This window comes from Pseudomonas sp. IT-P74 (assembly GCF_949768175.1).
In the GTDB taxonomy this organism is placed as follows: domain Bacteria; phylum Pseudomonadota; class Gammaproteobacteria; order Pseudomonadales; family Pseudomonadaceae; genus Aquipseudomonas.
Genome location: NZ_CATKQD010000002.1, coordinates 1 through 25,807, shown reverse-complemented (window position 1 = coordinate 25,807; position 25,807 = coordinate 1). Strand labels below are relative to the sequence as shown.

Annotated in this window: 22 protein-coding genes; 12 read left to right on the top strand and 10 right to left on the bottom strand. The window is 59.4% G+C overall.

Annotated features, from left to right (window positions below; genetic code table 11):
- Positions 1-110 precede the first annotated feature (110 nt).
- Complete coding sequence (locus ACM6J5_RS01575) at positions 111-1,397, bottom strand: MFS transporter (RefSeq protein ID WP_414927656.1); 1,287 nt, start codon at positions 1,395-1,397, stop codon at positions 111-113.
- Between the two features lie 96 nt (positions 1,398-1,493).
- Positions 1,494-2,717, bottom strand: coding sequence for a phosphonoacetate hydrolase (phnA, locus tag ACM6J5_RS01570; RefSeq protein WP_150673322.1), 1,224 nt, complete (start codon positions 2,715-2,717; stop codon positions 1,494-1,496).
- Positions 2,718-2,857: 140 nt separating this feature from the next.
- On the opposite strand from phnA, the gene ACM6J5_RS01565 reads away from it, so the two are divergent.
- Entirely contained in the window at positions 2,858-3,757 is a 900-nt protein-coding gene (locus tag ACM6J5_RS01565) for a LysR substrate-binding domain-containing protein (protein ID WP_414927655.1), read from the top strand.
- Positions 3,758-4,180: 423 nt separating this feature from the next.
- Here ACM6J5_RS01565 and mhpT read toward each other — a convergent pair whose 3' ends face one another.
- The gene (gene mhpT / locus ACM6J5_RS01560) at positions 4,181-5,398 is read right to left on the bottom strand and encodes a 3-(3-hydroxy-phenyl)propionate transporter MhpT (RefSeq protein WP_150673324.1); all 1,218 of its coding nucleotides are present in this window, start codon (positions 5,396-5,398) and stop codon (positions 4,181-4,183) included.
- 331 nt (positions 5,399-5,729) lie between these two features.
- Between mhpT and ACM6J5_RS01555 the strand changes: the two genes are divergently transcribed.
- Positions 5,730-7,052, top strand: coding sequence for an OprD family porin (locus ACM6J5_RS01555; protein WP_414927654.1), 1,323 nt, complete (start codon positions 5,730-5,732; stop codon positions 7,050-7,052).
- 61 nt (positions 7,053-7,113) lie between these two features.
- On the opposite strand, the gene ACM6J5_RS01550 is transcribed toward ACM6J5_RS01555, so the two are convergent.
- Complete coding sequence (locus tag ACM6J5_RS01550; RefSeq protein ID WP_414927653.1) at positions 7,114-7,602, bottom strand: MarR family winged helix-turn-helix transcriptional regulator; 489 nt, start codon at positions 7,600-7,602, stop codon at positions 7,114-7,116.
- 213 nt (positions 7,603-7,815) lie between these two features.
- Between ACM6J5_RS01550 and ACM6J5_RS01545 the strand changes: the two genes are divergently transcribed.
- The 8 genes from ACM6J5_RS01545 (at position 7,816) to ACM6J5_RS01510 (ending at position 17,337) form a co-directional block, all read left to right on the top strand.
- Entirely contained in the window at positions 7,816-8,646 is an 831-nt protein-coding gene (locus ACM6J5_RS01545; protein ID WP_046038330.1) for a p-hydroxycinnamoyl CoA hydratase/lyase, read from the top strand.
- An 83-nt stretch (positions 8,647-8,729) separates the two neighbouring features.
- Positions 8,730-10,178 carry an aldehyde dehydrogenase gene (locus ACM6J5_RS01540; RefSeq protein WP_414927652.1) on the top strand — a complete coding sequence of 483 codons (1,449 nt, stop codon included), beginning with the start codon at positions 8,730-8,732 and terminating at the stop codon, positions 10,176-10,178.
- Positions 10,179-10,268: 90 nt separating this feature from the next.
- On the top strand, positions 10,269-12,152 hold the full coding sequence (locus tag ACM6J5_RS01535) for a feruloyl-CoA synthase (RefSeq protein WP_414927651.1): 1,884 nt from the start codon (positions 10,269-10,271) through the stop codon (positions 12,150-12,152).
- On the top strand, positions 12,149-13,402 hold the full coding sequence (locus tag ACM6J5_RS01530; RefSeq protein ID WP_414927650.1) for a thiolase family protein: 1,254 nt from the start codon (positions 12,149-12,151) through the stop codon (positions 13,400-13,402). The genes ACM6J5_RS01535 and ACM6J5_RS01530 overlap by 4 nt, the downstream gene beginning before the upstream one ends.
- A 121-nt stretch (positions 13,403-13,523) precedes the next feature.
- Positions 13,524-13,976, top strand: a complete 453-nt coding sequence (locus ACM6J5_RS01525; RefSeq protein ID WP_414927649.1) for a VOC family protein — start codon at positions 13,524-13,526, stop codon at positions 13,974-13,976.
- 265 nt (positions 13,977-14,241) lie between these two features.
- Complete coding sequence (locus ACM6J5_RS01520; protein WP_414927648.1) at positions 14,242-15,063, top strand: ABC transporter substrate-binding protein; 822 nt, start codon at positions 14,242-14,244, stop codon at positions 15,061-15,063.
- Positions 15,060-15,905, top strand: coding sequence for an amino acid ABC transporter permease (locus tag ACM6J5_RS01515; protein WP_414927647.1), 846 nt, complete (start codon positions 15,060-15,062; stop codon positions 15,903-15,905). The genes ACM6J5_RS01520 and ACM6J5_RS01515 overlap by 4 nt, the downstream gene beginning before the upstream one ends.
- 34 nt (positions 15,906-15,939) lie before the next feature.
- Positions 15,940-17,337: an LLM class flavin-dependent oxidoreductase gene (locus ACM6J5_RS01510; protein WP_414927646.1), complete on the top strand. Its 1,398-nt coding sequence runs from the start codon at positions 15,940-15,942 to the stop codon at positions 17,335-17,337.
- A 126-nt stretch (positions 17,338-17,463) separates the two neighbouring features.
- On the opposite strand, the gene ACM6J5_RS01505 is transcribed toward ACM6J5_RS01510, so the two are convergent.
- The 6 genes from ACM6J5_RS01505 to ACM6J5_RS01480 all read right to left on the bottom strand — a co-directional run bounded on the left by ACM6J5_RS01505 (position 17,464) and on the right by ACM6J5_RS01480 (position 22,953).
- Positions 17,464-18,636 carry a DUF1624 domain-containing protein gene (locus tag ACM6J5_RS01505; protein ID WP_414927645.1) on the bottom strand — a complete coding sequence of 391 codons (1,173 nt, stop codon included), beginning with the start codon at positions 18,634-18,636 and terminating at the stop codon, positions 17,464-17,466.
- Between the two features lie 237 nt (positions 18,637-18,873).
- Complete coding sequence (locus tag ACM6J5_RS01500; RefSeq protein WP_150673333.1) at positions 18,874-19,272, bottom strand: hypothetical protein; 399 nt, start codon at positions 19,270-19,272, stop codon at positions 18,874-18,876.
- A gap of 635 nt (positions 19,273-19,907) precedes the next feature.
- Positions 19,908-20,273, bottom strand: a complete 366-nt coding sequence (locus ACM6J5_RS01495; protein WP_095941799.1) for a hypothetical protein — start codon at positions 20,271-20,273, stop codon at positions 19,908-19,910.
- Positions 20,270-21,247 (bottom strand): hypothetical protein, encoded by a 978-nt coding sequence (locus ACM6J5_RS01490; protein WP_150673334.1) that lies wholly within the window; start codon positions 21,245-21,247, stop codon positions 20,270-20,272. The genes ACM6J5_RS01495 and ACM6J5_RS01490 overlap by 4 nt, the downstream gene beginning before the upstream one ends.
- Before the next feature lie 9 nt (positions 21,248-21,256).
- Positions 21,257-21,745: an Hcp family type VI secretion system effector gene (locus ACM6J5_RS01485; protein WP_095941800.1), complete on the bottom strand. Its 489-nt coding sequence runs from the start codon at positions 21,743-21,745 to the stop codon at positions 21,257-21,259.
- A gap of 542 nt (positions 21,746-22,287) precedes the next feature.
- Positions 22,288-22,953: a LuxR C-terminal-related transcriptional regulator gene (locus tag ACM6J5_RS01480; RefSeq protein ID WP_095941801.1), complete on the bottom strand. Its 666-nt coding sequence runs from the start codon at positions 22,951-22,953 to the stop codon at positions 22,288-22,290.
- 203 nt (positions 22,954-23,156) lie between these two features.
- On the opposite strand from ACM6J5_RS01480, the gene ACM6J5_RS01475 reads away from it, so the two are divergent.
- Together ACM6J5_RS01475 and ACM6J5_RS01470 are read left to right on the top strand one after the other, a co-directional pair.
- The gene (locus ACM6J5_RS01475) at positions 23,157-23,444 is read left to right on the top strand and encodes a PilZ domain-containing protein (RefSeq protein WP_095941802.1); all 288 of its coding nucleotides are present in this window, start codon (positions 23,157-23,159) and stop codon (positions 23,442-23,444) included.
- Positions 23,445-23,532: 88 nt separating this feature from the next.
- Positions 23,533-25,807, top strand: a 2,275-nt coding sequence (locus tag ACM6J5_RS01470) for a VCBS domain-containing protein (protein WP_414927644.1), incomplete at its 3' end; no start/stop codon positions are given.

The window sequence follows — 25,807 nt, the reverse complement described above, 5'->3', positions numbered from 1 at the left end:
TTGATACGCACTGCAACGACAACCCTGAGCGAGTCAGTATCGCTATCATAAATCGCTCGGGGCGCGCGAATCGTGGCGCTTGTGGCGCTACGATCCGCGCATTAAGGTTGTCAGCGTTTGATCAATAACGACAACATTGCACTCGCCCCACAGAGTCCCGCTACTATCGGAAAAATGATCGACGTACTACCGGTTGAATCGATCATGTGGCCGATGACTGGCTCACTCATGCCTGCAAATGCATAGGACATGGTATTGAGTACGCCGGTTGCAGTGCCTGCAACGTGACGTCCAAAGATGTCCGGACACAGGGCCCAGAACGACGACGCCGGGCCGAAGACGAAAAACCCGCAAAGAAACAGCAAGCCAATCGCGACCATGCTTCCATGCGGCACGAACATCATGACAATCGCGGTTGTTGAAGCGAGCACCATGTACGAGACTATCGCCAGATAACGTCTTCCTTGAAATACCACGTCGGAAATCCAGCTGTTCGACAGGGCACCCAACGCCATCCCGACGGGCAGCGCGATAGTGATCCATTTCGGGTCAATAATCGCTGACGATGTCTTCCAGTCCAGCCCGAGAAAATGCACCGGTACCCAGACCACTAATGCGTAGCGCGCAGCGTTCTGGAAACCGATGGCGAATCCGGTGATATAAAGTCGCCAGTTCCGCAGCACGGTTACATAGCGCTGTGCACTGGTTGAATTATCCTCCGCTGCCGGCAGCGAGGTGTCGTCCGCCTGTTCAAGGGGGGCCGATTTATTGTCTTCGGGACGCTCGGAGACAAAAAACCACAGGACAATTGCGCCAAGTAGCATCGACAGTGGTGCCAGCCGGAAAATCCAGATCCAGTCCAGTTGCATCGCGCCCAGAATGACCAGCGGCAGAATAAACGCGAGCACAGAGGAGAAACCGGAAAATCCGACATAAACACCGTACACAAAGCCGCGATGTTTATGGCTCCACCAGTTCGACAGCAGGCGACTGCCGGGCGCAAAACCCATGGATTGGAAGTAACCGTTCGCCCCCCACGCAAGCAGGAAAAACCAGAACGAGTGGCCGAAGCTAAAGACCCAGTTGGCCCCCAGCGAGAGAATCGCGCCAGCGATCATCATTCGCTTGCCGCCGAACTTGTCGCCCAGGTTGCCGTTGATGAACTGACCGCCCGCGTAGCACCACAACATCATGGCGCTGATCCAGCCAATCTCGTATTTCGATAAACCGTAATCATGCTGGATGCCGGGGATCGCGAAACCCAGGGTCTGGCGCCCGGTGTAATAGAAGAGATAGCAGAACGTAACGCCGATCAGTGCGCGCCATTTGTATTGGTCAAAGGTGGATACTCGCGAGTTCGCCTTGTATTGCAGGGTATCAGCGGTTTTTGTAGGCATGCCTGTCTCCGTGTGGCGCGCAGTCTTTCGCTGCGCTAACCAGTTTTTGGATTAAGCGGGAGCGCGCAGTCTTCGCTGCGCTGCCGGGTTTGCGAATCAAGCGAGATGGTTGAGCGCGAGATCGATGATGTCGAAATTGCGCAGGCGGCCGGGGCTGTCGAGACCGACCAGCTTGCGGTTGAAGATCAGTGGCACTTTCTGCTCGGACACCCCACCGTGGGAACGCAAGGGCACCGTCAGCCCGGACAGGTCGTGTTTGTCGGCAGCACTGCCAAGCACCGTCAGCCGTTCACCGAGTACCACCAGGTCGCCAATCCGGTCTTCGGGCAGTTCGAACCGCTGGCAGGCCTGCGAACGCGTCAAGACTGCCTCGACACCGGCGATGCCTGCGAGAAAGTCGATGGCATCGCGCTGCGGTACCGCATCGCGCAAGTACACGGTCGCGTAAGAGCCCAGCGCACCGTGATGCACTACGTAGGGGTCGGTGATCGGCAGTAATACCCGTGTGCGCTGCGCGCCATATTGAGTATCGAGAAGGTCTTGCAAAAACAGGATGTTGGGGCGACCTATCGCATCGGTCTTGGCATTCATGCCGTGATCCGCCGTAATCGCCACGATCGCGCCTTGCTCGTGATAACGCTTGAAGTAGCTGTCCATCATTGCGTAGAACGCATTGGCTTCGGGCGTGCCTGGCGCATGTTTGTGTTGTACATAATCGGTAGTGGACAGGTACATGAAGTCGGGGCGTTCGTTGGTCAACAACGAGAGGCCGGCGGCAAACACGAACTCGGAAAGGTCTGCGCTGTACACCGAAGGCACGGGCATGCCGACTCTTGCCAGGATGTTCTCGACACCGTGTTCCTCCAGGTTCACCTGGTCGGCTTTTTCAGCGGAAAAACAGATCCCTTTCAGTTGGTGCCCCAGCAAGTTGCGCAACTTGTCCTTTGCGGTCACCACGGCGACGAGCTGGCCCGCTTTGGCCATCTCGGCAAGAATGGTCGGCGCGCGAAGGTACTTCGCGTCATTCATCAACACCTCCTCTTGCGTCTCCTGGTCAAAAAAGAAGTTGCCGCAAATACCGTGAACGGATGGCGGGGCCCCGGTGACGATCGACAGATTGTTCGGGTTGGTGAACGAAGGCACCACGCAATCGCCAGTCAACACTGTGCCGAAGCCGGTAAGTTCGGCAAGAAACGGCGCCTGTCCGGCTTGAATGGCTTGATTGATGTACTCCTGCTCGCATCCGTCGACGCAGATAACAATCGTCGGTGCCGACGACAGGCGATAGGAGCGCGAGTTCACGTTGATCAGTTGTGTCATGGATAAGCCTTCCCTTCGATGAGTGAGCGCACGGCGCGGTGAGTGACCTGCACTGTTTGAAACCGGCGATTCACCGTATTCTGAGCATCTTTCTCACACAATCGAATTAAACTGGCGATACCTGTGCATGAGGCTCACACATGAGGCAAAAACTTCCGCCGCTTCACGCGCTGCGCATTTTTGAAGTGGCCGCCCGGGCAGGCAGTTACTCGGCTGCGGCCCGGGAACTGAACCTGACTCACGGCGCGGTCAGTCGGCAGATTGCGGCCCTTGAGGAGTGGCTCGGTCAACCGCTGTTTGTGCGTGATGGGCAGAGCATGGTGGCGTCGCCCCATGCCCGGGCGCTCGCCCGGGAAATCAGCGCCGCGTTCGATCACATCGCGGACGCTGCCGAGCGCTATGGCAAGAAGCAGCAGCTGAAAATCATCCGTGTCAGCGCCCCGGCCACCGTCGCGATGCGCTGGCTGATCCCCCGATTGCCTTTATTTACCGAGACACACCCCGGGGTGGACGTGCGCGTTTCGACCGTGCTTTCGACGCAACCGGCGTTCACGGGAAGTTTCGACATTGCCATACGACGGGGCGTACCAAACGGTGGTCAATTTCAGGCAATACCCTTGTACCGGGAATCGAATACGGTGATTGCGAGCCCGTCTTTGCTCGCCAGGACAGGCATCGAGGCAGTTGAGCAACTGGCCGCCGAAACCTGGTTGACCACCGAAACCCGCCCAGGTGACTGGGAAGCCTGGTTGGAAAGTGCAAATCAACCGATGCTTCGAGCGAGCCGAACCTTGCGCTTCGATCATTTCTTCGTGACCTTGCAGGCCGTCGTCGATGGGCTTGGTTTCGGAATAGGTCCCTTTCCAACGCTTGAGGCCGAATGTGCCGCCGGACGGTTGCAGAGACCCTTTCCGGCTTTGCGCTCACTCGGCCCGACTTACTATGCGCTGGTTCCGCTTGACGCCGACAAGCCCGTCCATTTGCGGGCCTTTGTTGATTGGCTGCAATCAGTGAGTGTGACAGGTGAGGAATCGCAGTGATGGTAGTCGTAGATATTGGTGCCGGTATTTAAGGCTCCCTGGCTTTCGTCCCTTCAGTGATGTCAGCGAACCGGATCGACAGTTTTACCGGTTCGAAGTGGATGGGCAATAAGACGCTTAACGGTCCCCCTTGTACTGATTAGTCAATGATGTGCATCGATTTGAGGCAGATTCGGTGGTCATGAAAATGCCCGGAAAATTGCCGTAATGCTGTTCAGTTAAGGAAATTGTAGGAGCGAGCTTGCTCCGGGCGGCGTTCCGACGATGGACTCAAGAGCGCCGCGTTTAGCCAGTAAATACGCGTTATCGTTAACGACCATCGCGAGCAGGCTCGCTCCTACAGAGGACCACATTCGCTTAAGTGAACAGCATTACGGCAAATTGCCGGGCATTTTCATTCCTCAAACCCCAGGGTGGCGTGGCTCAGCTTGCAGCTTGCGGATGAGACTCAGTGGTCGCGCCGTTGCGGGCGATCACGGTCAGGATCGACAGCGCGGCGATCACCAGCCCCGGTGACGTTGCCAGCAGCACGCCAGTGGTGCCGGCACCGGCGGCGAGGATCTGGCCGGCGGCCAGGGGACCTGCCACCGAACCGAGCCGGCCGATGGCCACGGCCGCGCCGACACCGGTGGCGCGCACCGACGTCGGGTAGGAAGGGGGCGCCAGGGCGTACAGCACCAGCTGTGCGGCCATGACGAACAACCCGACGGCAAACCCGGCGATGGCCATCGGCACGATACCCACTGACAGGCCGACCCCGGCCAGCGCCGCCAACACCCCGGCGTACACGAACAGGACCACTTTCAGGCCGTTGCAGCGGTCCAGCATCACCCCGCCGAGCAGCGAACCCATGGCGCCGCCGATGTTGAACAGCATCTGCACCATGCCTGCCTGGGGCTTGGTGAAACCCTGTTCCAGCAACAGCGAGGGCAGCCAGTTGAGCAGCATGTACATCACGGTCAGGGTGAAGAAGTAGCTCAACCACAAGGCCAGCGTGCAGCGTGCGCGTCCTTCGCCGAACAGCGCCTGGGCGGTGGACGACCGTGGGCTGGCGGTCGTGACGTGTTGCTGGCGAAACGCCGTGGATTCGGGCAGCAGCAGGGCCATCAGCGGCACCACCAGCAAGGGCGTCAGACCGCCGATGATAAAGGTGGTTTGCCAGTGTTCACTGGAAAACATCGCCACCACCGCCGCCAGCGCGCCGCCCAGGGGTACGCCGCAGTACATGACGCTGATGGCGGTGCCGCGATGGCGCTCGCTCACGGCCTCGGCACACAGGGCAATCAGGTTGGGCAGGGCGGCACCCAGGCCCAGGCCGGTCATGAAGCGCACCAGCAGCAGGCTGGAATAGCTCTCGACATAGGCGGTGCAGAGCGAGAAGACGCCGAACAGCAGTACGGCGCCGACGAGGATTTTCTTGCGGCCGATACGATCGGCCACCCAGCCGCCAAAAAACGCACCTGGCAGCAGGCCGATGATCCCGGCGCTGAACACCCAGCCCATCATCTTCGGGTCCAGGGCAAAGCTCTGGCGCAAACCCGCGGCAGCGGTGCCGGCAGCCTGCAGATCGAACCCCTCGATCAGCGCAACGATAAAGCACAAAGCGATTGTCAGCGTCGAGCGACGCGATGGACTGTCCATGGGTGAACCTCATTGTTGTTTTTGTTGTGGAGTCGAGCCATCCCGTTGCACTCCGGCACGCTGGATGTAATGGCTGGCGATTAAGATAACAAATATAACTAAAAAATGAACGACCTCTTAAAAGGCACGATCCTCTGAATTAAAGCCTTTAAAAACAATCGATTAATTGATTTATGATGATCTTGTTGAAAAATAGATAACAATATTAATGTTCGATTATCGGCTATCTGCGATTGACGATCACCCTCGGCTGTTTCCATTCTCTGTCCACGAAGCCGATTGCCCTGTGGTCGTCAGGCATCCAGCACAACAATAAAAATGGATATCGAACATGCCAAAACACCCCGTCAACGCCGATGCAGCGGCGTCAGTTTCCTGTGTGTCCCGTGTTAATCCAGGATTGCTCCTGGCGCTTCTCGGCTTCAGCGTCCTGCCCTCAACATCGCGAGCAGAGGGGTTTATCGAGGACAGTCACGCCAACTTGACCCTGCGCAATTACTACATGGACCGTGACTACAAAGACGGCGGCGCCAAGACGGCTGCACGGGAGTGGGCCCAGGGTTTCATCCTGGGCGTGGAGTCGGGGTTTACCGAAGGCGTTGTGGGATTCGGTCTGGACGTTCGCGGGTTGCTGGGGGTCAAGCTCGACTCTGCGCCGCATCGTAGCGGCACCGAGTTGTTGCCGGTGTCGGCCAGCGACAAGCGCGCGGCGGATGAATATTCACGGCTCGCCCCGACGGCCAAACTAAGATTTGCCCAATCCACGGTGAAGAGCGGCGATGTCTCGATTTTCCTGCCGTTCGCTTTCGCCAGCCCATCGCGACTGTTGCCACAGACCTTTCGCGGCACGACCCTCAGTTCCAAAGATATCGAGGGCCTGACCCTCAACACCGGCTATATCGACCGCATCAACAAGCGCGATTCCACGGACTATCAGGCCATGAGCATCGCCTCGCCAAACCGGCGATTCAACGGCGCCGCCACCACCTCGCATCTGGCGTACGTAGGGGGTGATTATCAGGTCAACAAAGAACTCAGTCTGCGCGCCTACCATGCCGAGGTGACTGACCTGTACCAACAGGACACCCTGGCATTGCTGCATAACCTGCCGCTCGGCGAAGGTGTGTTCACCAGCGACTTGCGCAGCTTTTTCAGCCGCGAGGATGGCAGCGCCAAGGCGGGCAGGGTGGACAATCGCAACCTCTCGGCATTGTTCGGCTACCGCTTCGGCGGGCACCGTGTGAGCCTCGGCTACATGCATTCCAGCGGCGACACGGCGACGCCCTACATCTCCGGCACGGAGTTGATGGGCATGAGCGAACAGACCATGGCTTCGGATTTTCTCAACGCCAGGGAGCGCACCTGGCAAGCGATCTATGACTACGACTTCGTGGCGTCCGGGGTGCCCGGTTTGAAGGGAAGGTTGCGTTACGTACGCGGCGACAATATCGAGTTGGCCGCCTACAACGCCGAGGACCGCAAGGAGCGCGAATTCCAGATGGAACTGGGTTATGTGATTCAGAGCGGCCCGCTGAAAAACGTCGGGCTGTTGGCGCGCAAGGCGATCTATCGCAATGACTTCCCGAGCGGTACGGCGTTTCGTGATGAAAACCAGACCCGCTTCCAGGTGCTCTATACCTTGCCGATCTGGTAAGCCCGGGTTCTTCGATGTTCCCCGCCGGCCGCACCTTCTGGAGCGTGCCGGCAGCCTGCGTTCAGTCCTGGTAGACCTTTCTCAGCAAGCGCAGCAGTTCCTCGCGCTCCCCGCCGCTCAGCGATGAAGTGGAGTCGAAATCGCTTTGCGCGGCGATCTGCTTGAGCTCCTTGAGCAAGGTTTCGCCGGTCTTGCTCAGGAAGATTCCGTAGGAGCGCTTGTCCGGCTTGCAGCGCACTCGTACCGCCAGCGCGCGGCTTTCCAGTTTATTGAGCAGCGGCACCACCTGCGGCGGCTCGATGGCCAGGGCCCGGGCCAGGTCGGCCTGCATCAGCCCCGGATTCTGGTCGATGATCGCCAGGGCCGAGAACTGCGCGGGGCGCAGGTCGTGGGCTGACAGGCGACCGATCAGGTTCTGGAACAGTTTGAGTTGGGCGCGCCGCATCGCGTAGCCGATCAGGTCATCCAGTGCCGAATCCAGCGGTGCCTGCAGCTCGGCGGTGGCGGACGGGGACTCGCTCTGGTCGGCGAGGGAGGAAGGCTTGGCCATTGCGGGTGAATCCTGAAGAAGTGGAGGTTAACAAGTGTATCCAGTTTGCCGGGGTTGGCCGCTGATAGCTACGCCCGTCGTTCATGGCGGTAGGGTCGGAGGATATTTCTGTTGGATAAAAAAATGGTTAATTCGATTAATAGTTAATTGACATAACTATGTCGGTCCTTTAATTTCCAGTCATCTTCAAGCCAAGAACAAGAGAGCAATGCCATGAGCAACTACGAAGGTCGCTGGACAACCGTCAAGGTCGAGATCGAAGAAGGCATCGCCTGGGTCATTCTCAATCGTCCGGAAAAACGCAACGCCATGAGCCCGACACTCAACCGGGAAATGATCGATGTGCTGGAAACCCTGGAGCAGGATCCGGCGGCCGGCGTGTTGGTGCTGACCGGTGCCGGCGAAGCCTGGACCGCGGGCATGGACCTCAAGGAATACTTCCGCGAAGTGGACGCGGGCCCGGAGATCCTCCAGGAAAAGATCCGCCGCGAAGCCTCGCAATGGCAATGGAAACTGCTGCGCATGTACACCAAGCCGACCATCGCCATGGTCAACGGCTGGTGCTTCGGGGGCGGCTTCAGCCCGCTGGTGGCCTGTGACCTGGCGATCTGCGCCGACGAAGCGACCTTCGGCCTCTCGGAAATCAACTGGGGCATTCCGCCGGGCAACCTGGTGAGCAAGGCCATGGCCGACACCGTGGGCCATCGTCAGTCGCTGTACTACATCATGACCGGCAAGACCTTCGGTGGGCAGAAAGCCGCCGAGATGGGCCTGGTCAACGAAAGCGTACCCCTGGCGCAATTGCGTGAAGTCACCGTGGATCTGGCGCGCAACCTGCTGGAGAAAAACCCGGTGGTGCTGCGTGCGGCCAAGCATGGCTTCAAGCGCTGCCGCGAGCTGACCTGGGAGCAGAACGAGGACTACCTGTACGCCAAGCTCGACCAGTCGCGCCTGCTCGACACCGAAGGTGGCCGCGAACAAGGCATGAAGCAATTCCTCGACGACAAGAGCATCAAACCCGGTCTGCAGGCCTACAAGCGCTGAGACTGATCGCCGGGTGCCTGTCCGCCCCGGCGCTCTGCATCGCTCGAATGAATTTCCGATAAAGACAATAAAGAGGAATCACCATGCTGGACGTGCCCCTGCTGATTGGCGGCCAGTCGCTGCCTGCCCGCGACGGTCGGACCTTCGAACGTCGCAATCCGGTGACCGGTGAAGTGGTATCGCGGGTAGCCGCCGCCACCCTGGAAGATGCCGACGCCGCAGTGGCTGCCGCCCAGGCCGCGTTTCCCGCCTGGGCCGCCCTGGCGCCCAATGAACGTCGTACCCGTTTGCTTATAGCGGCCGAGCAGTTACAGGCGCGCAGCGACGAATTCATCGCGGCGGCCGGCGAAACCGGGGCCATGGCCAACTGGTACGGATTCAACGTGCGGCTGGCGGCCAACATGCTGCGTGAAGCGGCGTCGATGACCACCCAGATCAATGGCGAAGTCATCCCCTCGGATGTGCCGGGCAGTTTTGCCATGGCCCTGCGCCAACCCTGCGGCGTGGTGCTGGGGATCGCCCCGTGGAATGCCCCGGTGATTCTCGCCACCCGCGCCATCGCCATGCCGCTGGCGTGCGGCAATACCGTGGTGCTCAAGGCCTCTGAGCTGAGCCCGGCGGTGCACCGTCTGATCGGCCAGGTCTTGCAGGATGCCGGACTGGGTGACGGCGTGGTCAACGTCATCAGCAATGCCCCGGCGGATGCCCCGGCGATTGTCGAGCGGCTGATCGCCAACCCGGCGGTGCGGCGGGTCAACTTCACCGGCTCGACCCATGTAGGGCGTATCGTTGGCGAACTCTCGGCGCGCCACCTCAAGCCGGCTTTGCTGGAGTTGGGTGGCAAGGCGCCGTTGCTGGTGCTCGATGATGCCGACCTGGATGCAGCGGTGGCGGCAGCGGCCTTCGGTGCGTACTTCAATCAGGGGCAGATCTGCATGTCCACCGAACGGTTGATCGTCGATGCCAAGGTCGCCGATGCCTTTGTCGAAAAGCTGGCGGCCAAGGTCGAGACCCTGCGGGCGGGTGATCCTGCGTTGGCGGATTCGGTGCTCGGTTCGCTGGTGGATGCCAGTGCCGGAACGCGCATCAAGGGGTTGATCGACGATGCCCTGGCCAAGGGCGCGCGTTTGGTGGTCGGCGGGCAACTGGACGGCAGCATTTTGCAGCCGACCCTGCTTGATGGCGTCAACGAGAGCATGCGTCTGTATCGCGAAGAGTCCTTCGGCCCGGTGGCGGTATTGCTGCGCGGGGAGGGCGATGAAGCGTTGCTGCGCCTGGCCAACGATTCCGAGTTCGGGTTATCGGCGGCGATCTTCAGTCGCGATACCGGGCGCGCCCTGGCGCTGGCCCAACGGGTCGAGTCGGGCATCTGCCATATCAATGGCCCGACCGTGCACGACGAAGCGCAAATGCCTTTCGGCGGGGTCAAGTCCAGCGGCTACGGCAGCTTTGGCGGCAAGGCGTCCATCGAGCATTTCACCCAGTTGCGCTGGGTCACCTTGCAACATGGACCGCGGCATTACCCGATCTGAACCGCAGAAATAACAATAAAAAAGGCGGCAGCCACCACCATGCCCATTCGTGCGGCCTGGTGGTAGCGTGCCTTGATGGAGAACAAGCACGTGAGTTCCGAATTCAGATCGCAACCCCATACCCAGGCCCGCGCGCCGCGCTACCGTCACGTGTCCATCGGTCGCGCAGCGGTCGAGGTGACAGAACAGCAGGGCGCGTTGCACATGTGTTCCCTGGAGCCATTGGCCGACTATCCGCCGCGACTGCTCGACCGTCTGGTGCATTGGGCCCGGGTGCGTCCCGAGCAGACTTTCATCGCCGCCCGACAGGCCGACGGTGAGTGGCGTCGGGTCAGTTACGCGCAGATGCTCGACAGTGTCCGGGCCATCGCCCAAAGCCTGTTGAGCTACGGCCTGTCGGCGGACAAACCGCTTGTGCTGCTCTCGGGCAATGACATCGAACATTTGCAACTGGCGTTCGGCGCCCTGTATGCGGGCATTCCCTACTGCCCGGTGTCGCCGGCCTATTCGCTGCTGTCCCAGGATTTCGCCAAGCTGCGTCACGTCTGCGACCTGCTGCAACCCGGCCTGGTGTTTGTCAGTGATGCCGCAGCCTACCAGCGTGCCATCGATGCCGTGCTGCCGGTTGAAACGCCCATGATTACCGTCCGGGGCGAAGTCGCAGGACGCCACCAGGTCAGCTTTGCCAGCCTGCTTGAGCAGCCGGGCGCTGCCGAGGCCGAAGCCGCGTTTGCCAGCACGGGGCCAGACAGCATCGCCAAGTTCCTGTTTACCTCCGGCTCGACCAAACTCCCCAAAGCGGTGATCACCACCCAACGCATGCTGTGCTCTAACCAACAGATGCTGTTGCAGACGTTTCCGGTGTTCGGCGAAGAACCGCCGGTGCTGGTGGACTGGCTGCCGTGGAACCACACCTTCGGCGGCAGCCATAACGTCGGCATCGTGCTCTACAACGGTGGCAGTTTTTACCTGGACGACGGCAAGCCCACGGCGCAGGGTTTCGCGCAAACCCTGCGTAACCTCAAGGAAGTGTCGCCCACCGCCTACCTGACCGTGCCCAAGGGCTGGGAGGAACTGGCCTCGGCACTGGAGCAGGACGCGGAACTGCGGGAGATCTTTTTCAAACGCATCAGCCTGTTCTTTTTTGCTGCGGCCGGCCTGTCGCAAAGTGTCTGGGACCGTCTCGACCGCGTCAGCGAACAGCACTGCGGCGAGCGTATCCGCATGATGGCCGGGCTCGGCATGACCGAGGCTTCGCCGTCCTGCACCTTCACCACCGGGCCGTTGTCCATGGCCGGTTATGTCGGCCTGCCGGCACCCGGTTGCGAGGTGCGCCTGGTGCCGGTGGACGGCAAACTCGAAGGACGCTTTCGTGGGCCGCACATCATGCCCGGCTACTGGCGGTCAGCGCAGCAGACCCTCGAAGCGTTCGACCCCCAGGGCTTCTACTGTTCCGGCGATGCACTCAAGCTCGCCGACCCGAGGGATCCGCAATTGGGGCTGATGTTCGACGGGCGCATCGCCGAAGATTTCAAGTTGTCATCCGGGGTGTTCGTCAGCGTCGGGCCGTTGCGCAGCCGCGCGGTGCTCGAAGGTTCGCCCTATGTCCAGGACCTGGTGGTGACCGCGCCGGATCGTGAATGCCTGGGCGCGCTGGTCTTTGCGCGGATGTTTGAATGTCGACGGCTGTCAGGGCTGGCGGCCAGTGCCAGTGACGCCGAAGTGTTGGCCAGCGCGCCGGTGCGCGAATGGTTCGCCGGCTGGTTGCAGCGACTCAATCGCGAGGCCACGGGCAATGCCAGTCGCCTGGAATGGATCGCCTTGCTCGATGAGCCGGCGTCCATCGACCGGGGGGAAATCACCGACAAGGGCTCGATCAATCAGCGTGCGGTATTGCAGTGGCGCGCGGAGCAGGTCGAGGCGCTGTATCGCGGGCTCGATCCGGCCATCCTGCGCGCCGGGGCGAAGTCGTGAGCGAAGTCCCGAACACAGGCGGGCAGTACTCGGCCTTTGCCGATGCGGCGATTTTCGATGCCGTGCGCACGCCGTGGGTGGACCTCGGTGGGGCGTTGGCCGAGGTGTCGCCGATCGACCTTGGCATCAAGGTCGGGCGCGAAGTACTGGCGCGCGCGAAAGTCGACCCGCTGGCGGTAGACAGCGTGCTGGCGGGCTCCATGGCCCAGGCCAGCTTCGATGCCTATATGCTGCCTCGGCACATCGGCCTCTACAGCGGCGTGGCGCAATCGGTTCCGGCACTGGGGGTGCAGCGCATCTGCGCCACCGGTTTCGAACTGCTGCGCCAGGCCGCCAGGCAACTGGATGACGGCGTGCAATTGGCCCTGTGCGTGGCCACCGAATCGATGTCGCGCAATCCGATTGCGGCCTTTACCCATCGAGGCGGTTTCCGCCTTGGTGCGCAAGTGCAGTTCAGGGATTTTCTCTGGGAAGCCTTGTACGACCCGGCTCCCGGTGTGGACATGATCACCACCGCCGACAACCTCGCGCGGCGTTATGGGCTGACTCGCGAAGCGGTGGACGCCTACGCCTGTGCCAGTCATCAGCGAGCGTTTGCGGCACAACAAGCGGGCTGGCTGGCACCCGAGATCGTTGCCGTGGGGCCTCAGGTGTTTGAGTTGCAAGGCTATCAGCCACGGGGCATCCGCCTGTCACGCGGTGTCGTGACGGTGAGTGAAGACAGCCACCCGCGGCCTGGTGAGATCGCAGCGTTGGCCCGGTTGCGCACCGTGCATGAAGGCGGGGTGCAAACCGCCGGCAACAGTTGTGCGGTGGTCGATGGCGCGGCAGCAGCCCTGGTCGGGCGCGTTTCGGCTTGCCGGGATACACCGTTGACCTTGCTGCGGGCCAGCGCGGTGGTCGGGGTGGCGCCAGAGTTCATGGGCATCGGTCCGGCACCGGCGATTCGCCTGCTGCTGCAGCGCAGCGGCTTGAGTCTGGAGCAGATCGACCGCTTTGAAATCAACGAAGCCCAGGCCGCCCAGGTGCTGGCGGTGGCTCAGGAACTGGAGCTGGATTGTTCGCGTCTGAACGTCCAGGGTGGTTCGTTGGCACTCGGCCACCCCTTGGCCGCCAGTGGCTTGCGTCTGGTGCTGACCCTGGCCCGACAACTGCGTGAGCACAATTTGCGTTACGGGGTCGCCGCGGCCTGTGTCGGCGGCGGGCAGGGCATGGCGCTATTGATCGAGAACCCCGACTGGCGTGCCTGATGCCTCATCGGTTGAGCGGGGGGATCCGCTGGTCAGTTCATTTTGTCGTCTTGCCCGGCAATGCCAAGCTAGGTGTTCGACTACTACGTTGAACGGCTACGTTGGACAGCAAGGAGACATCATGACGGTCAAGCGAATGGACAACATCGGCATCGTGGTAGAAGACCTCGACACCGCCATCGAGTTCTTCACCGAACTCGGCCTCGAGTTCGAAGGGCGCGCGCCCATCGAAGGCGACTGGGCAGATGGCGTCACCGGATTACGTGACATGCGCGTCGAGATTGCCATGATGCGTACGCCGGACGGTCACAGCCGGCTCGAGTTATCCCGATTCCTCGCACCCCCTGTGGTCGCCGATCACCGCAACGCCCCGGTGAACGCCCTCGGTTACCTGCGTGTCATGTTCACCGTCGAGGACATCGACGACACGCTCGCCAGGCTCCACAAACTCGGCGCGCAGCTCGTCGGCAAAGTGGCCCGGTACGAAGATGCGTATCGACTCTGCTACATACGGGGGCCCGAAGGCATTCTCATCGGGCTTGCCCAGGAGCTCGGGCAGCACGCTTCTCGATGAGCTCATCGCTGGATGCTCGCCTCAGTGCCTGAAACATCAGCGGCAGACGCCTACCCCAGCGACACCACGCTATTGAGCAAGGTCTTGACCAGTTGTGCCTGGCGCGTGGGTGTTGCTTGTCACCAGAAGTCAGCGCTGCAAGCACCTGACGCGCTCGATCCAATATAGCTTGAACGCAGTCTTATATTCCATAAAGGAAGTACAAACTATTTTTATAGTGCGTTTTAATCTATTCAGTATTTTGAATCGATTGGAGCACTTGTCTGTGAACACTAAGGCGCTTTTACCTTTTGGCTTGGCATTACTCGCTACCTGCTCGACGGCTTTGGCGGGCGCCACGCTGGATCGCGTAACCAGCAGCGGGGAGCTGACCGGCGTTCTGATGGAAAGTTATCCGCCATTCTCCTTTCTCAATGAACAGAACCAACTGGACGGGTTTGACGTGGATGTCGCCAAGGCCGTTGCGCAACGGCTAGGGGTGAAGCTGAAGCTGCAAACACCGTCCTGGGATGTCATCGCTGCCGGACACTGGAACGGTCGGTATGACATCTGCGTGTGCTCGATGACCCCGAGCAAGGCACGGGCCGAAGTGTTCGACTTCCCGGTGGAGTATTACCAGTCACCGGCCGTGATCGTGGTGAATGCCAACGACAAGAACATTGTCACGGGCAAGGATCTGTCAGGTAAAAAAGTCGGTGTGATCAGTGCGTCGACCTATGAAGCCTATCTGAACAAGGATCTGCTGATCGAGGGCGCCGAGGACAAGCCGTTGAGCTATCCATTCGAAAGCGTCCAGATCGCGCCATACGACAACGAAACGGTAGCCTTCCAGGATCTGGCCCTGGGCACGGGCGTGCGTCTGGATGCCATGGTCACCAACCTCATCACTGCTCGCGAACGCATCGCCCAGGATCCTCGCTTCAAAATTGCCGGCGACACGCTGTATGCGGAGCCCAACGTGGTCGCGATCGAAAAGGGCGATCCGCAATGGAATGCCAAGATCACTGAGGTCGTCACCCAGCTCAAGGCCGATGGCACCTTGAGCAGGATTTCACAGAAGTGGATCGGTGCCGATATCAGCCAATGACAGCCCTCAATCCACACCCGGCCAAGGCGGTTGTCGCCCCCGAAACCCAGACGCGTCGTTTCAGCCAGCTATTTGGTTTTCGCACTCGCCTGTATTTGACCTGGGCAATGCTGTTCGGCCTGTGCGTCATGTTTTTCATGAGCTTCGATCTGAAGTTCTCGATCATTGTGCAGAAGTTGCCCAACCTGGTCGGCCTGCATCCGGGGCCTGACGGTTTCTTGCAGGGCGCCGCGCTGACGCTGTTCCTGTGCTTCTGCTCGATCTGGCTGTCGTTGCTCCTTGGCTTCGTGACGGCACTGGCGCGCCTGTCTCGCAGTGCAGTGGCTTTGGGCATTGCCAGTTTTTATGCGTCCTTTTTTCGCGGTACGCCGCTGCTGATCCAGATCCTGCTGATCTATCTGGGGCTGCCGCAGTTGGGTGTGGTTCCGGGCGCGATCAGCGCGGGGATCATTGCGCTGTCACTCAATTACGGTGCCTACCTCAGCGAGATTTTTCGTGCCGGCATCATGGCTGTAGCACCCGGGCAGCGCGAAGCGGCGATGGCCTTGGGTCTGAGGCCTGCGGCAACGTTTCTGCACATCATTCTGCCGCAAGCCATGCGCACGATCATTCCACCGACAACCAGCCAGTTCATTTCAATGCTCAAGGACTCATCGTTGATATCGGTGATGGGGGTCTGGGAAGTGATGTTCCTCGCGCAGTCCTATGGTCGCTCGTCCTACCGCTACATCGAAATGCTCACCACCGCAGCCGTTATCTACTGGCTCCTGTCCATTGGACTGGAGCTGATACAGAACCGACTTGAACGCCATTACGGCAAAGGTTTCAAGCCTCAGCGCTGACCCATCCGCTCAATGACTTTTTACAGGTACTACGATGTCCGATCCAAAACCTCTGTTGTTTGCGTTATACGAGCAAGCCAGTGTTGGCTGTGGCGGCGCGCCGAGCCTCTGGACGCACCCGGCTGACGAACGACTGGCCATCAACTCGCTGGGCTACTGGTCGAACCTGGCGCGCATCGCCGACCAGGCTCATCTCGACATGCTGTTTTTTGGTGATGTGCTGGGTTTCTACGATGTGTTTGGCGGTAATGCCGACGCGGCCATGAAGTGGGCGGTGGAAGCACCGGCCAACGATCCATTGATGATCATTCCGGCATTGGCCGCCGTGACGGAAAACCTGGCCTTCGGCGTCACCGTGACCACCAGTTACGAGCATCCTTTCACCCATGCCCGGCGTTTCAGCACGCTGGATCACCTGACCAATGGCCGGGTCGGCTGGAACATCGTCACGTCCTACCTGACCAGCGCTGCCCGTAACTTCGGCCTGGAACAGATGATCAAGCACGATGATCGCTATGAACGCGCCGATGAATTTCTCGATGTGGTTTACAAGCTCTGGGAAGGCAGTTGGGCAAACGATGCCGTGGTTGCCGACAAGTCTCGCCAGGTCTATGCCAAGGGCGATCGCGTGCGACCGATCAATCATGTCGGCGAGCATTACCGGGTGGCCGGGCCGCATTTGACGTCTCCGTCACCGCAACGCACACCCTTGCTGATCCAGGCCGGTTGGTCAGGCCGTGGTCGTGAGTTTGCGGCCAAGCACGCCGAGCTGATTTTCATCGCCAAGTCCAACCCGCTGGAGATTCGCCAGGGGCTGGAAGATATATGGACGCAGGCCCGGGCACGGGGGCGTCACGCCGGGGATGTCAAATCACTGACCGTACTGCGCATCGTCACGGCCAGGACCGAGATCGAAGCCCAACGCAAATATGACGAGCTGCAAAGCAACTATCACTTGCAGGCACAACTGGTGAGCTATGCCGGTGATACCGGTATCGACATCAGCCGCTATGCGGACAGCGAAGCGTTGTCCACTCATACCGAAGGCATGACCTCTTATGTGATGCGGCCTGATGGCAGCGGCAAGCCCTTGACCGCCGGCGATGTCAAACAGCGCTTTGCCAACGTCACCCGGGGCAGTGATCTGATTCTGGTGGGAACGCCGCAACAGGTGGCTGACCGGATCGAAGAGCACGCCCGTATTTCCGGCACCAGCGGCTACATGCTCAACCCGCTGATCAGCCCGGGTAGCCTTGAGGACTTCGTAGAGTTGGTCATTCCTGAATTGCAAAAACGTGGCTTGTATCGCACCCGGCCGCAGAGCGGTACTTTCCGTTCGCGGTTACGGGGCGATGGCGCTAGCCATTTACCAGATTCGGCTTACGGCGCCTCATTCCGCTTTGATAAAGGTTTTCAGGACGGGACAGTCTAGAAAAAATGGGCTCTCCAAGGGCTAATGCCAATCAGTTAAACGTTTGAACACCGCAAACCTTGTGGGAGCGAGCTTAACTGGCAGGCACTACTCTCCAGGCGCCCTTTTTGTGAGCGCATGTCCTGATCAGAAATATTTGAGCCATCCGATATCGCGACGGCGTGCCTTCAATGCCGCGAACCAGCGCACGGGTAAATACAGGGATAAAGCCAAGAGCACCGCCGTCAGCCACACCGCCCAAATGCTGTCGAAACCGAAATAATTTCCCTGATTCAATCCGAACAACGCCGCGCCGACCAGATACAGCGTCTTGAGTACGTAAAGGTGGAGCAAGTAGAAGAACATCGGCGCCGCGCCAAAGACTGCCAACGCATTGACCCACTTGCGTTGTCGGGCCCGTTCCAGGGCTCGAAGCAGTAACAGGCCCGTGCCCAGCGTCAGCGAAAGGAACAGCAGGGAAGGTGGGTATTTTGTAATGTTGAAGAAGCTCATGAGGGTTTGCGTGACGCCTTCATGGGCGACCCAAGGCGCCTCGCCATAACCATTGACGGCTCGCAGTGCGACAAATCCGATCAATGTCCCGACCCCTGCAAGCAGCAGAGCACGTTGACGATCCGCGGCCAAGACCTGGCCGGCAAACCAGGGGCCGATGCTGTACCCAAGAGCAATCACACCAATCCACGGCAGTACAGGATACGAGGTGCGCAGACGCAAGCTGTCGGAGAAATCGATCCAGCCGCGATCATGCAGAATCGCCCAAGGTATATGCATGGGCGAGCTTGCCGCGAAGTGCAGATTATCCAGCAGGTTGTGCCCGGCCACGATCACCAGACCCAGACAGCACAGAATGGGCCTGGGTAACCAAACCAGTCCGGCCAGGGCAATCATGCAGATGCCAATGGCCCAGATCACCTGCATGTAAATGGCCGTAGGCGGGAACTGAAAGGTCCAGGCGAAATTCACCAGGGTGAACTCCAGCAGTACCAGGAACAGACCGCGCTTGAATAAAAAGGCTGATACATCGCCCTTGCCCTGGTGCTTTTGGCCGTACAGGCAAGCGGACAGTCCGGTGAGCAGTATGAAAACCGGCGCACACAAATGGGCAAGTGTGCGGCTGAAAAATAGCGCCGGCTCAGTGGACTCGATGTCCATCGGGTCTACTACCTGACGGTGCAAAAAGAACGTTTCGCGCACGTGATCCAACAGCATAAGGAGGATGACTAATCCCCTCAGGGCGTCAATGGACAACAGGCGTTGGTTCAAGCTTGTGATGGGGGGGAGGTGATTAGGCGTTGTCATCGAATGCCGCAAGCAGGGAGTGGATGGCTCTGTCAGTAACGACTGACAGTTTATGTTGGTATAGGATATAACATAACACTCAAGCCTGCTTCATGGGCATTCACATGGGGTGGCTGATTTCGGCGTCATCGGCACTTGGAGGAGGGCGGCGTTTGCATATTGCCTTCAACGCCGACGAGGAGGGCGAAAGCGGGGCGCCCGTATCCCGTCGACGTTTTTAACCTGCGGGGCGTCGCACTAGCGTCGATAGTAGCGGCGATCGTCCTCGTAGCGGTACCGCATGGCCCGATCCTGGTGGCGCTCCCAGTAACGATGGCGTTCTGCTTCACGGCGGGCTTGCTCTCTGCGCCAGTTATCCCTACGCCAGTCATCCCGGCGCCAATCGTCTCGACGAGAGTGCCAACGGCCGTCATGCCAGTATCGGTCGTCATGGGCAAGCAACGGCCCTGGCTGCTTGCCGGCCATACTGGCCAAGGTCGGCCAAGGGTTGACCGCAGCCTGGACCGGCACCTGAACGACCGCGACTTCAGGTGCCAAAACAGGGGTTGAGGTCTTCATCTGTGTGGCTGATGCCGAGCCCACTGCCGCGAACGCGAACAGGCCGAAGAGCACCATCCGTGGGTCATGGAATTTCATGAGCGAAGACAACCTCTGATTGATTTCTGGACGTGTGGCCATCCGGCTTCGGGGGAGCCTGCGGGTCCGCGCTTGGCGAATGGATGTGCCTATCCACATAGACCGATAAATAGGAAAAAGTTCTAGGAGGCGTTGCTTAAATAGCTAACGGCGTCAGAGTGCGGGGCTTTTGGGGTTTGCTGGCTTGATGTTCGTTCCTGGTCGGTTTTTGCCTGTCGCGAGAGGCAGAAAACGACCCTTAGCGGTCTCTCACATCAAGTAGCTATCGGTCGTAATCTAACTTCGACCTCTGTATCTGACTGGTTAAATGACGGCGGCGCTTCAAACGCCGCCGTCTATTCTAAAGGTTTGCTGCCAGTCACGTTCCCGCTATTAAAAAATGGTCCGTTAAGGCGTGTTTTGCAGTCCCAGGGGATCGAAAATGAACGATCTGTTGCTAGGTTCTACTTAGAAGTTGACGGTGTCTGAGAATTTGACGGGGCGCGGGTTACCTTGGCTCAGGTAGTCGCCTTTGACCGAGGCCCAGTAGTTCTATCCGTGATTTTCTCCACGTTGACAAGAGCTGGTCCGGTGACCGTGCCAATACCATCTAGCTGGCCACCGACCGGGTAAAGCCAATGCTAGCCGGCTAAGTTTCAACGCTGTGCATAATTGAAAATGGCCAGCGCGGTGAGCAACACGATGTGGATGCCTAACAGGCTCACCAGCAGTCGTCTCATACGGGGCGGGAATCGTTTGACTTCATCGATGTCAATCAAACCCCTGCGCACAAAGATCTTCGGTACAGCCAGCACCATAGAGATCAACCCCGTGCGCATAACCTTGCCCAGAAGGCCTGCATGTTGAAATGTATTTTTATTGCCGGTCACGAAAATACAATTCGTAAGAAACGACTCAAAGCGCTCAGTGTATTTATGAGCAATGCAACACTGTACGATCATTGCCAGTATCATGGGTGCAATGATCAGTAACGCGATCAGTCCAGGGTGAACTTCATTCACTCCGATACCTCACTATACAAAAAGTCACCCAGCATCTCGCCTCCCTTGCTCCCGAAATCACCGAAAATCTTACCGCCCGCTGCTCCACCGATGACAGCACAAGCTAGTGCTCCGGGGCCGCCTGTACTGATCCCCAGAACGACGGCACAAACACCAGTCCCTATCATACCGCCCACATACCCCCCCGCGCTGCCGCCCGCCAGGCTACCCATCAAGGTCGAACTTTCAACATATTTGGCGCGTCGACATTGGTCCTCCCGCCCCGTCGTGCAGGCTTTATGAATCGCCAGGCCGGTGGATGCCACATCCAGCGCGGTACCAATATACGTGCCTTTTTTGACCAGATTTGATGCTCTGGCAACCCCAGACACCTTGTCGGCATAGCCCGCGATTTCACCATGATTCAAATAGCTTCGCGTCGAAATACCCAATGCCTGTTTGATCTTCCCTTGATTACGTAAGCCTGAGCCGTATGCGGCAACGCTCGCCAACTGCTTTTCGAGCTTCATGAACAACAGGGTGCGCTTTGCGTAGAACGCGTCGCGCGCACTTAAGGTGCCAGAACCAAGGTAATCGCGGTGCAGCTTCTCGATCTCTTCAAGGGTGACCTTGATATTACTCAGATGCTTGCTCCACCCCTCACTGGCCGCACCTGCCCCCATTGAGGCGTTTGCCAGCATACTTTGCAGTAAATCGAAATGCTCTAGAAAGAAATCGTCCGCCTCGACCCCGCTGGTCAGCAGGCCAGTGTGCACTTGCGCAGCCTTGGCCATCAGGAATGCTTCGTGACTGGTGCAAGAGGGTGTATCGGAGTCGCCCACAATCACCAGCTCCCCTGCCATGACTACGCTGTTGGTAATGTGGGCATTGAGGACATCGAATTTGCCCCGGGCGTGCCCCGAAACCGGTGTGCTGGCTCTCAAAGACTGGTATGACTGAGTTCTGGGGTTGATGAAGCTCCTTGCTTCAGACATCGTCTTACCTCACGCATACGTCTTGTTGTTGATCCGGTCCCAGCCCCCCGTCACATTCCCGCCAGCGCTACCATCGGATCGTTTCTGTCGCGTGTAAGTGGTCTTGATGCGCCCGTAGTTCAACTGAACGACCTCGATGGGAACGCCCGAGCTGGCGTTCTGCGAGTAGTCGGCAATGATCACCTCTTCCAGGACTATTTCGTAGTACTTAAGCTTGTCTGTGCCTGCCCGGCAAAGCGCAAGCTTCACTTCTTTCAGATGCCGACCCGCACAGCTTGCTTCCAGCAGCTTGCAACTGGCGCTATCGAGAAACTTGGTGAAGGTGAAATTGGTCAGGGTCGTACGGCCTGATGTCGCACCGCCAGAAGAGCTTGCGGTAGCAGACGTGCTTTGATTGACGGCGAAGCCGTAGCTGGTGATCTCGATCCAGTTGTTGTATTGCTCATCCAGCGCTTCGCCAGCAATATCTTCGATTTGGATGTAGGCGTCGAAAGCCATAGTTACCTCTCCTTGGTAGTGATTGGGGTGACTCCTGATGGAAAGGTGTGACACTTGCATCAGCAAAATGTTCCATGGTCCGTTAGCGTTCGGCTAACCGTCTATCGCGATTAGACGTAAGCCTTGCCCAACTTACCCTTGAGTGAGTCAGGCCCGCATACGCGCGCGCGGTAGCGGTTGCCCGATTTCAATGGTCCGCTGCGCTGGCAGCCAGGTCAGTACATCTTTGAGATAGACATACTATCGTGCCTATTCATGCGTGCCGCCTGGATCAAACCCAAGCCATTTCTACCTATACATGGAATTGTGTTCAGTTTGCTGGACGTATTTGAGCGGCGGCTCCTGGCCGATTACCGCCTGCCAAAATACAGTTAACCCCAATTGGCACGCAGTGCCTGTCGCCCGCAATCCGTTTCCCGGCGTACGGTTTGCAATCACCGATTGAGAGAGTCTGGTCACCACCGATTGGAATGAAGTAGTGCCTCCCACTGTGGCCCAATGCAGGAGAAGGGTGGGGTAGATCGGTCGTGTTGCCGCGGCCCTCAGTCGCCTGTGGAAAGCCCATGCTTGTGTGCGTAGGCGTAAAGATCTACACGGTTCGTCAGGCCCAGCTTGCTGTAGATCGATGTCAAATGGTTGCGCAGCGTGTGCTCGCTGATGTGCAGCTTCTCGGCCACCAACTTGCCAGGGGCAGAGGGGTCGCTGGCCAGCGATGCAATGGTTTGCTGTTCGCGGCGCGTCAGCTTGGCGATTTTGTGTTGCTCCGGGTCAATATCGCGCTCGACTTTCTTGCGCGCCAGTTCAAGGAAGATACGGCTGGTCGCATTGCGGTCGATCCAGAGTTCGCCTTCATGCACTTTTTCTATGGCTTTGAGCAATGTTGATGCCGATGCCGACTCCCGCTTATCCACCACGCCACGTGCGCCCGCCAGCACCGCACTGTCATGCAGTGCCAAGTCACTCGACCCTGTCACTACCAGAATCTTGGCCTTGGTCCGGCTGTGCAGCTCGGCCAGCGACTCGATACAGTCCTCGCTGTCCAGGTCCAATACCACCACATCTGGTGTGTATTGGTGCAACGAAAGCAGGTATTGCGCCACCGACGCCGTCGAACCCGCCAGCTTCAACCTCGGTTGAGCGCTTTCCACCAGACGCTCAAGGCCCCAGGCCACGAGCGGTAGAGCGACTAACAGGACTTGAATTGGCATGCGGCTCGCTGCCTCTTTAGGCGGGTTGTGTTAGCTGACCATGATAGCAATCGTTGCAGCCCCTGGCTTTTTTCTATAGCGCTTCAGACATCCCCTCCCATGACATTTGTCCCGTAAAACACTGTTTTCATGGGTGATTGACTCCCAGAAAAAAGGGATAGCGCGCTCATGTAAAAAACAGAGGCCGTTTTTAGACTGCTGCCATGAAAGACACACACCGAATTGAGCCCCGTGAACAAGTCACCCTGTCGCTGCAACTGATCGGCGGGGGTAGCGGTGTCATCCGTGACATCAGCGCCTCCGGTTTGTATTTCGAAACCGATAGCGAGCAGCAGGTGGGTAGCTTGATTGACTTCGAGATCGAACTCGACACTCCCGGCGGCCCCATGAAGTTCAAGGCGCAAGGACAAATCGTGCGCATTGAACCGCAGGGCGGCAGGGCCGGGGTGGGCGTGAAGCTGCTGGCCAGCCGGCTGGTACCGGTGGAGTGATGTGTTCGTGGGTGGGGGAAGAATCGGATGGTGGCTGTTAGCGGCCCACAGCGGTTTTTTGCTCAGGGTGACTTCTAGGGAGAAAGACATGGCTAGCACTACAACTACCAGCGGCGGAACCATTACCTCGTTTTCCAACACGCCGCAGGCGAAGGATGACGTCTTTACCACCACTGAAAATCTGTTGGGGGTCGTGTATTGGGACGTCATGTCCAATGACCTCGGCGGTAACGCGAAGACACTCTGGTCACTCGACAATGCGGTGAGCGATCCTACTGCCACCAAGGTTTATGCTCCGGCCGACCTCCTGACCCAGGATACGGCGAGGGCTGAGGCGACGAGTTCTGACACCAGTATGAATGGTGCAAAGATCTGGATCACCTCTGACGGCAAGGTTGGCTACGACGCCGCTACATTCACCACTGCTTTCAAGGCACAACTCCAGGCGCTTGCTACTGGCGAGTTCCTGACGGACAGCTTTACCTATGCGATGCGTCTGGGCAATGGAACGCTCAGCTGGGCCACCGCGACAGTGCAGTTTTCGGGCGAGAATGATGGCGTGACGATCAGCCTCGGCGCGCAGGCCGGCATGGTGACCGAAGACGCCGACACCACTGCGAGCGCGACCGACGCGCTGACGGCCAGCGGCACGATTGTCTTTAACGACGTCGACCTGAGTGACACGCACATGGCGACGTTCGCGCCAGCGGGGGGCAACGCTACTTATCTTGGTACGTTCGCGCTCTCGCCGGTAAGCGAAGCAGCGAACGCGGCCGACGGTTCGGTGCAATGGACGTACAACCTGAGCAATGCGGCGGCACAGTACCTGGCACAGGGACAGACAGTCACCGAAACTTACCTGGTCACCATCAGCGATGGCCATGGTTCGTCGGTATCGCAGAATGTGACCATCACTATCACCGGCACCAACGACGGGCCGACGGTGACGGCGGCAGAAACCGAAAACGGTGCGGTGACCGAAGACGGCACCACGGTAGCCAGCGGCAGTTTCGCCTTCGGTGACGTGGACCTGGCCGATGACGCCCATGTGGCCAGCGTGAGCGCGCCGTCCGGTGCGCTGGGTACGCTGGTGGCCAATGTCAGCGACGAGAGCACCGGCGACGCGGCGGGCAGCGTGGGCTGGACCTATACGCTGAACAACAGTGCGGCGCAGTACCTGGCCGAGGGTCAGACCAAGACCGAAGTGTTCACGGTGACGCTGACCGACGACTTCGGGGCGACAGTGACCAAGGACGTGACGATCACCCTGACCGGTACCAACGACGCGCCAACGGTGTCGGCGGCAGAAATTGAAAGCGGTGCGGTGACCGAAGACGGTACCACGGTAGCCAGCGGCAGTTTCGCCTTCGGTGACGTGGACCTGGCCGATGACGCCCATGTGGCCAGCGTGAGCGCGCCATCCGGTGCGCTGGGTTCGCTGGTGGCCAATGTCAGCGACGAGAGCACCGGCGACGCGGCGGGCAGCGTGGGCTGGACCTATACGCTGAACAACAGTGCGGCGCAGTACCTGGCTGAAGGTCAGACCAAGACCGAAGTGTTCACGGTGACGCTGACCGACGACTTCGGGGCGACAGTGACCAAGGACGTGACGATCACCCTGACCGGTACCAACGACCGGCCGACGCTGACCATCGACGACACGGCCGGGGCGATGGACGAAGGCAACGGCGCGGCCACCTTGAGCGACAGCGGAGCGCTGAGCTTCGCCGATCTGGACAGCAATGACGGGGTGACGGTCAGCCAGAGCGCCAACCACGATATCGCCTGGAGCGGCGGCACCCTCGGTGCGGCGCAGGCCGCGGCGCTGGTCGCCGGTTTCTCGGTCAATCAGGCCGGCTGGACCTACAGCAGCAGCGAGAACCTGGACTTCCTGAGCGCCGGTGAAACCATCAGCTTCTCCTACACCGTGGTGGCCACTGATGACAGCGGTACGGGCACCGCGACCTCGGCAGCGCAAACGGTGACGATCACCCTGACCGGCACCAATGACCAGCCGACGCTGACCATCGACGACACGGCCGGGGCGATGAACGAAGGCAACGGCGCGGCCACCTTGAGCGACAGCGGTACGCTGAGTTTCGCCGATCTGGACAGTAATGACGGGGTGACGGTCAGCCAGAGCGCCAACCACGATATCGCCTGGAGCGGCGGCACCCTCGGAGCGGCGCAGGCCGCGGCGCTGGTCGCCGGTTTCTCGGTCAATCAGGCCGGCTGGACCTACAGCAGCAGCGAGAACCTGGACTTCCTGAGCACCGGTGAAACCATCAGCTTCTCCTACACCGTGGTGGCCACTGATGACAGCGGTACGGGCAACGCGGTCTCGGCGCCGCAGACCGTCACCA

Coding starts and splice junctions, on each gene's coding strand:
- ACM6J5_RS01575 (WP_414927656.1), bottom strand. CDS start 1,397: ATGCCTACAAAAACCGCTGATACCCTGCAATACAAGGCGAACTCGCGA.
- phnA (WP_150673322.1), bottom strand. CDS start 2,717: ATGACACAACTGATCAACGTGAACTCGCGCTCCTATCGCCTGTCGTCG.
- ACM6J5_RS01565 (WP_414927655.1), top strand. CDS start 2,858: ATGAGGCAAAAACTTCCGCCGCTTCACGCGCTGCGCATTTTTGAAGTG.
- mhpT (WP_150673324.1), bottom strand. CDS start 5,398: ATGGACAGTCCATCGCGTCGCTCGACGCTGACAATCGCTTTGTGCTTT.
- ACM6J5_RS01555 (WP_414927654.1), top strand. CDS start 5,730: ATGCCAAAACACCCCGTCAACGCCGATGCAGCGGCGTCAGTTTCCTGT.
- ACM6J5_RS01550 (WP_414927653.1), bottom strand. CDS start 7,602: ATGGCCAAGCCTTCCTCCCTCGCCGACCAGAGCGAGTCCCCGTCCGCC.
- ACM6J5_RS01545 (WP_046038330.1), top strand. CDS start 7,816: ATGAGCAACTACGAAGGTCGCTGGACAACCGTCAAGGTCGAGATCGAA.
- ACM6J5_RS01540 (WP_414927652.1), top strand. CDS start 8,730: ATGCTGGACGTGCCCCTGCTGATTGGCGGCCAGTCGCTGCCTGCCCGC.
- ACM6J5_RS01525 (WP_414927649.1), top strand. CDS start 13,524: ATGACGGTCAAGCGAATGGACAACATCGGCATCGTGGTAGAAGACCTC.
- ACM6J5_RS01515 (WP_414927647.1), top strand. CDS start 15,060: ATGACAGCCCTCAATCCACACCCGGCCAAGGCGGTTGTCGCCCCCGAA.
- ACM6J5_RS01510 (WP_414927646.1), top strand. CDS start 15,940: ATGTCCGATCCAAAACCTCTGTTGTTTGCGTTATACGAGCAAGCCAGT.
- ACM6J5_RS01505 (WP_414927645.1), bottom strand. CDS start 18,636: ATGACAACGCCTAATCACCTCCCCCCCATCACAAGCTTGAACCAACGC.
- ACM6J5_RS01500 (WP_150673333.1), bottom strand. CDS start 19,272: ATGAAATTCCATGACCCACGGATGGTGCTCTTCGGCCTGTTCGCGTTC.
- ACM6J5_RS01490 (WP_150673334.1), bottom strand. CDS start 21,247: ATGTCTGAAGCAAGGAGCTTCATCAACCCCAGAACTCAGTCATACCAG.
- ACM6J5_RS01485 (WP_095941800.1), bottom strand. CDS start 21,745: ATGGCTTTCGACGCCTACATCCAAATCGAAGATATTGCTGGCGAAGCG.
- ACM6J5_RS01480 (WP_095941801.1), bottom strand. CDS start 22,953: ATGCCAATTCAAGTCCTGTTAGTCGCTCTACCGCTCGTGGCCTGGGGC.
- ACM6J5_RS01475 (WP_095941802.1), top strand. CDS start 23,157: ATGAAAGACACACACCGAATTGAGCCCCGTGAACAAGTCACCCTGTCG.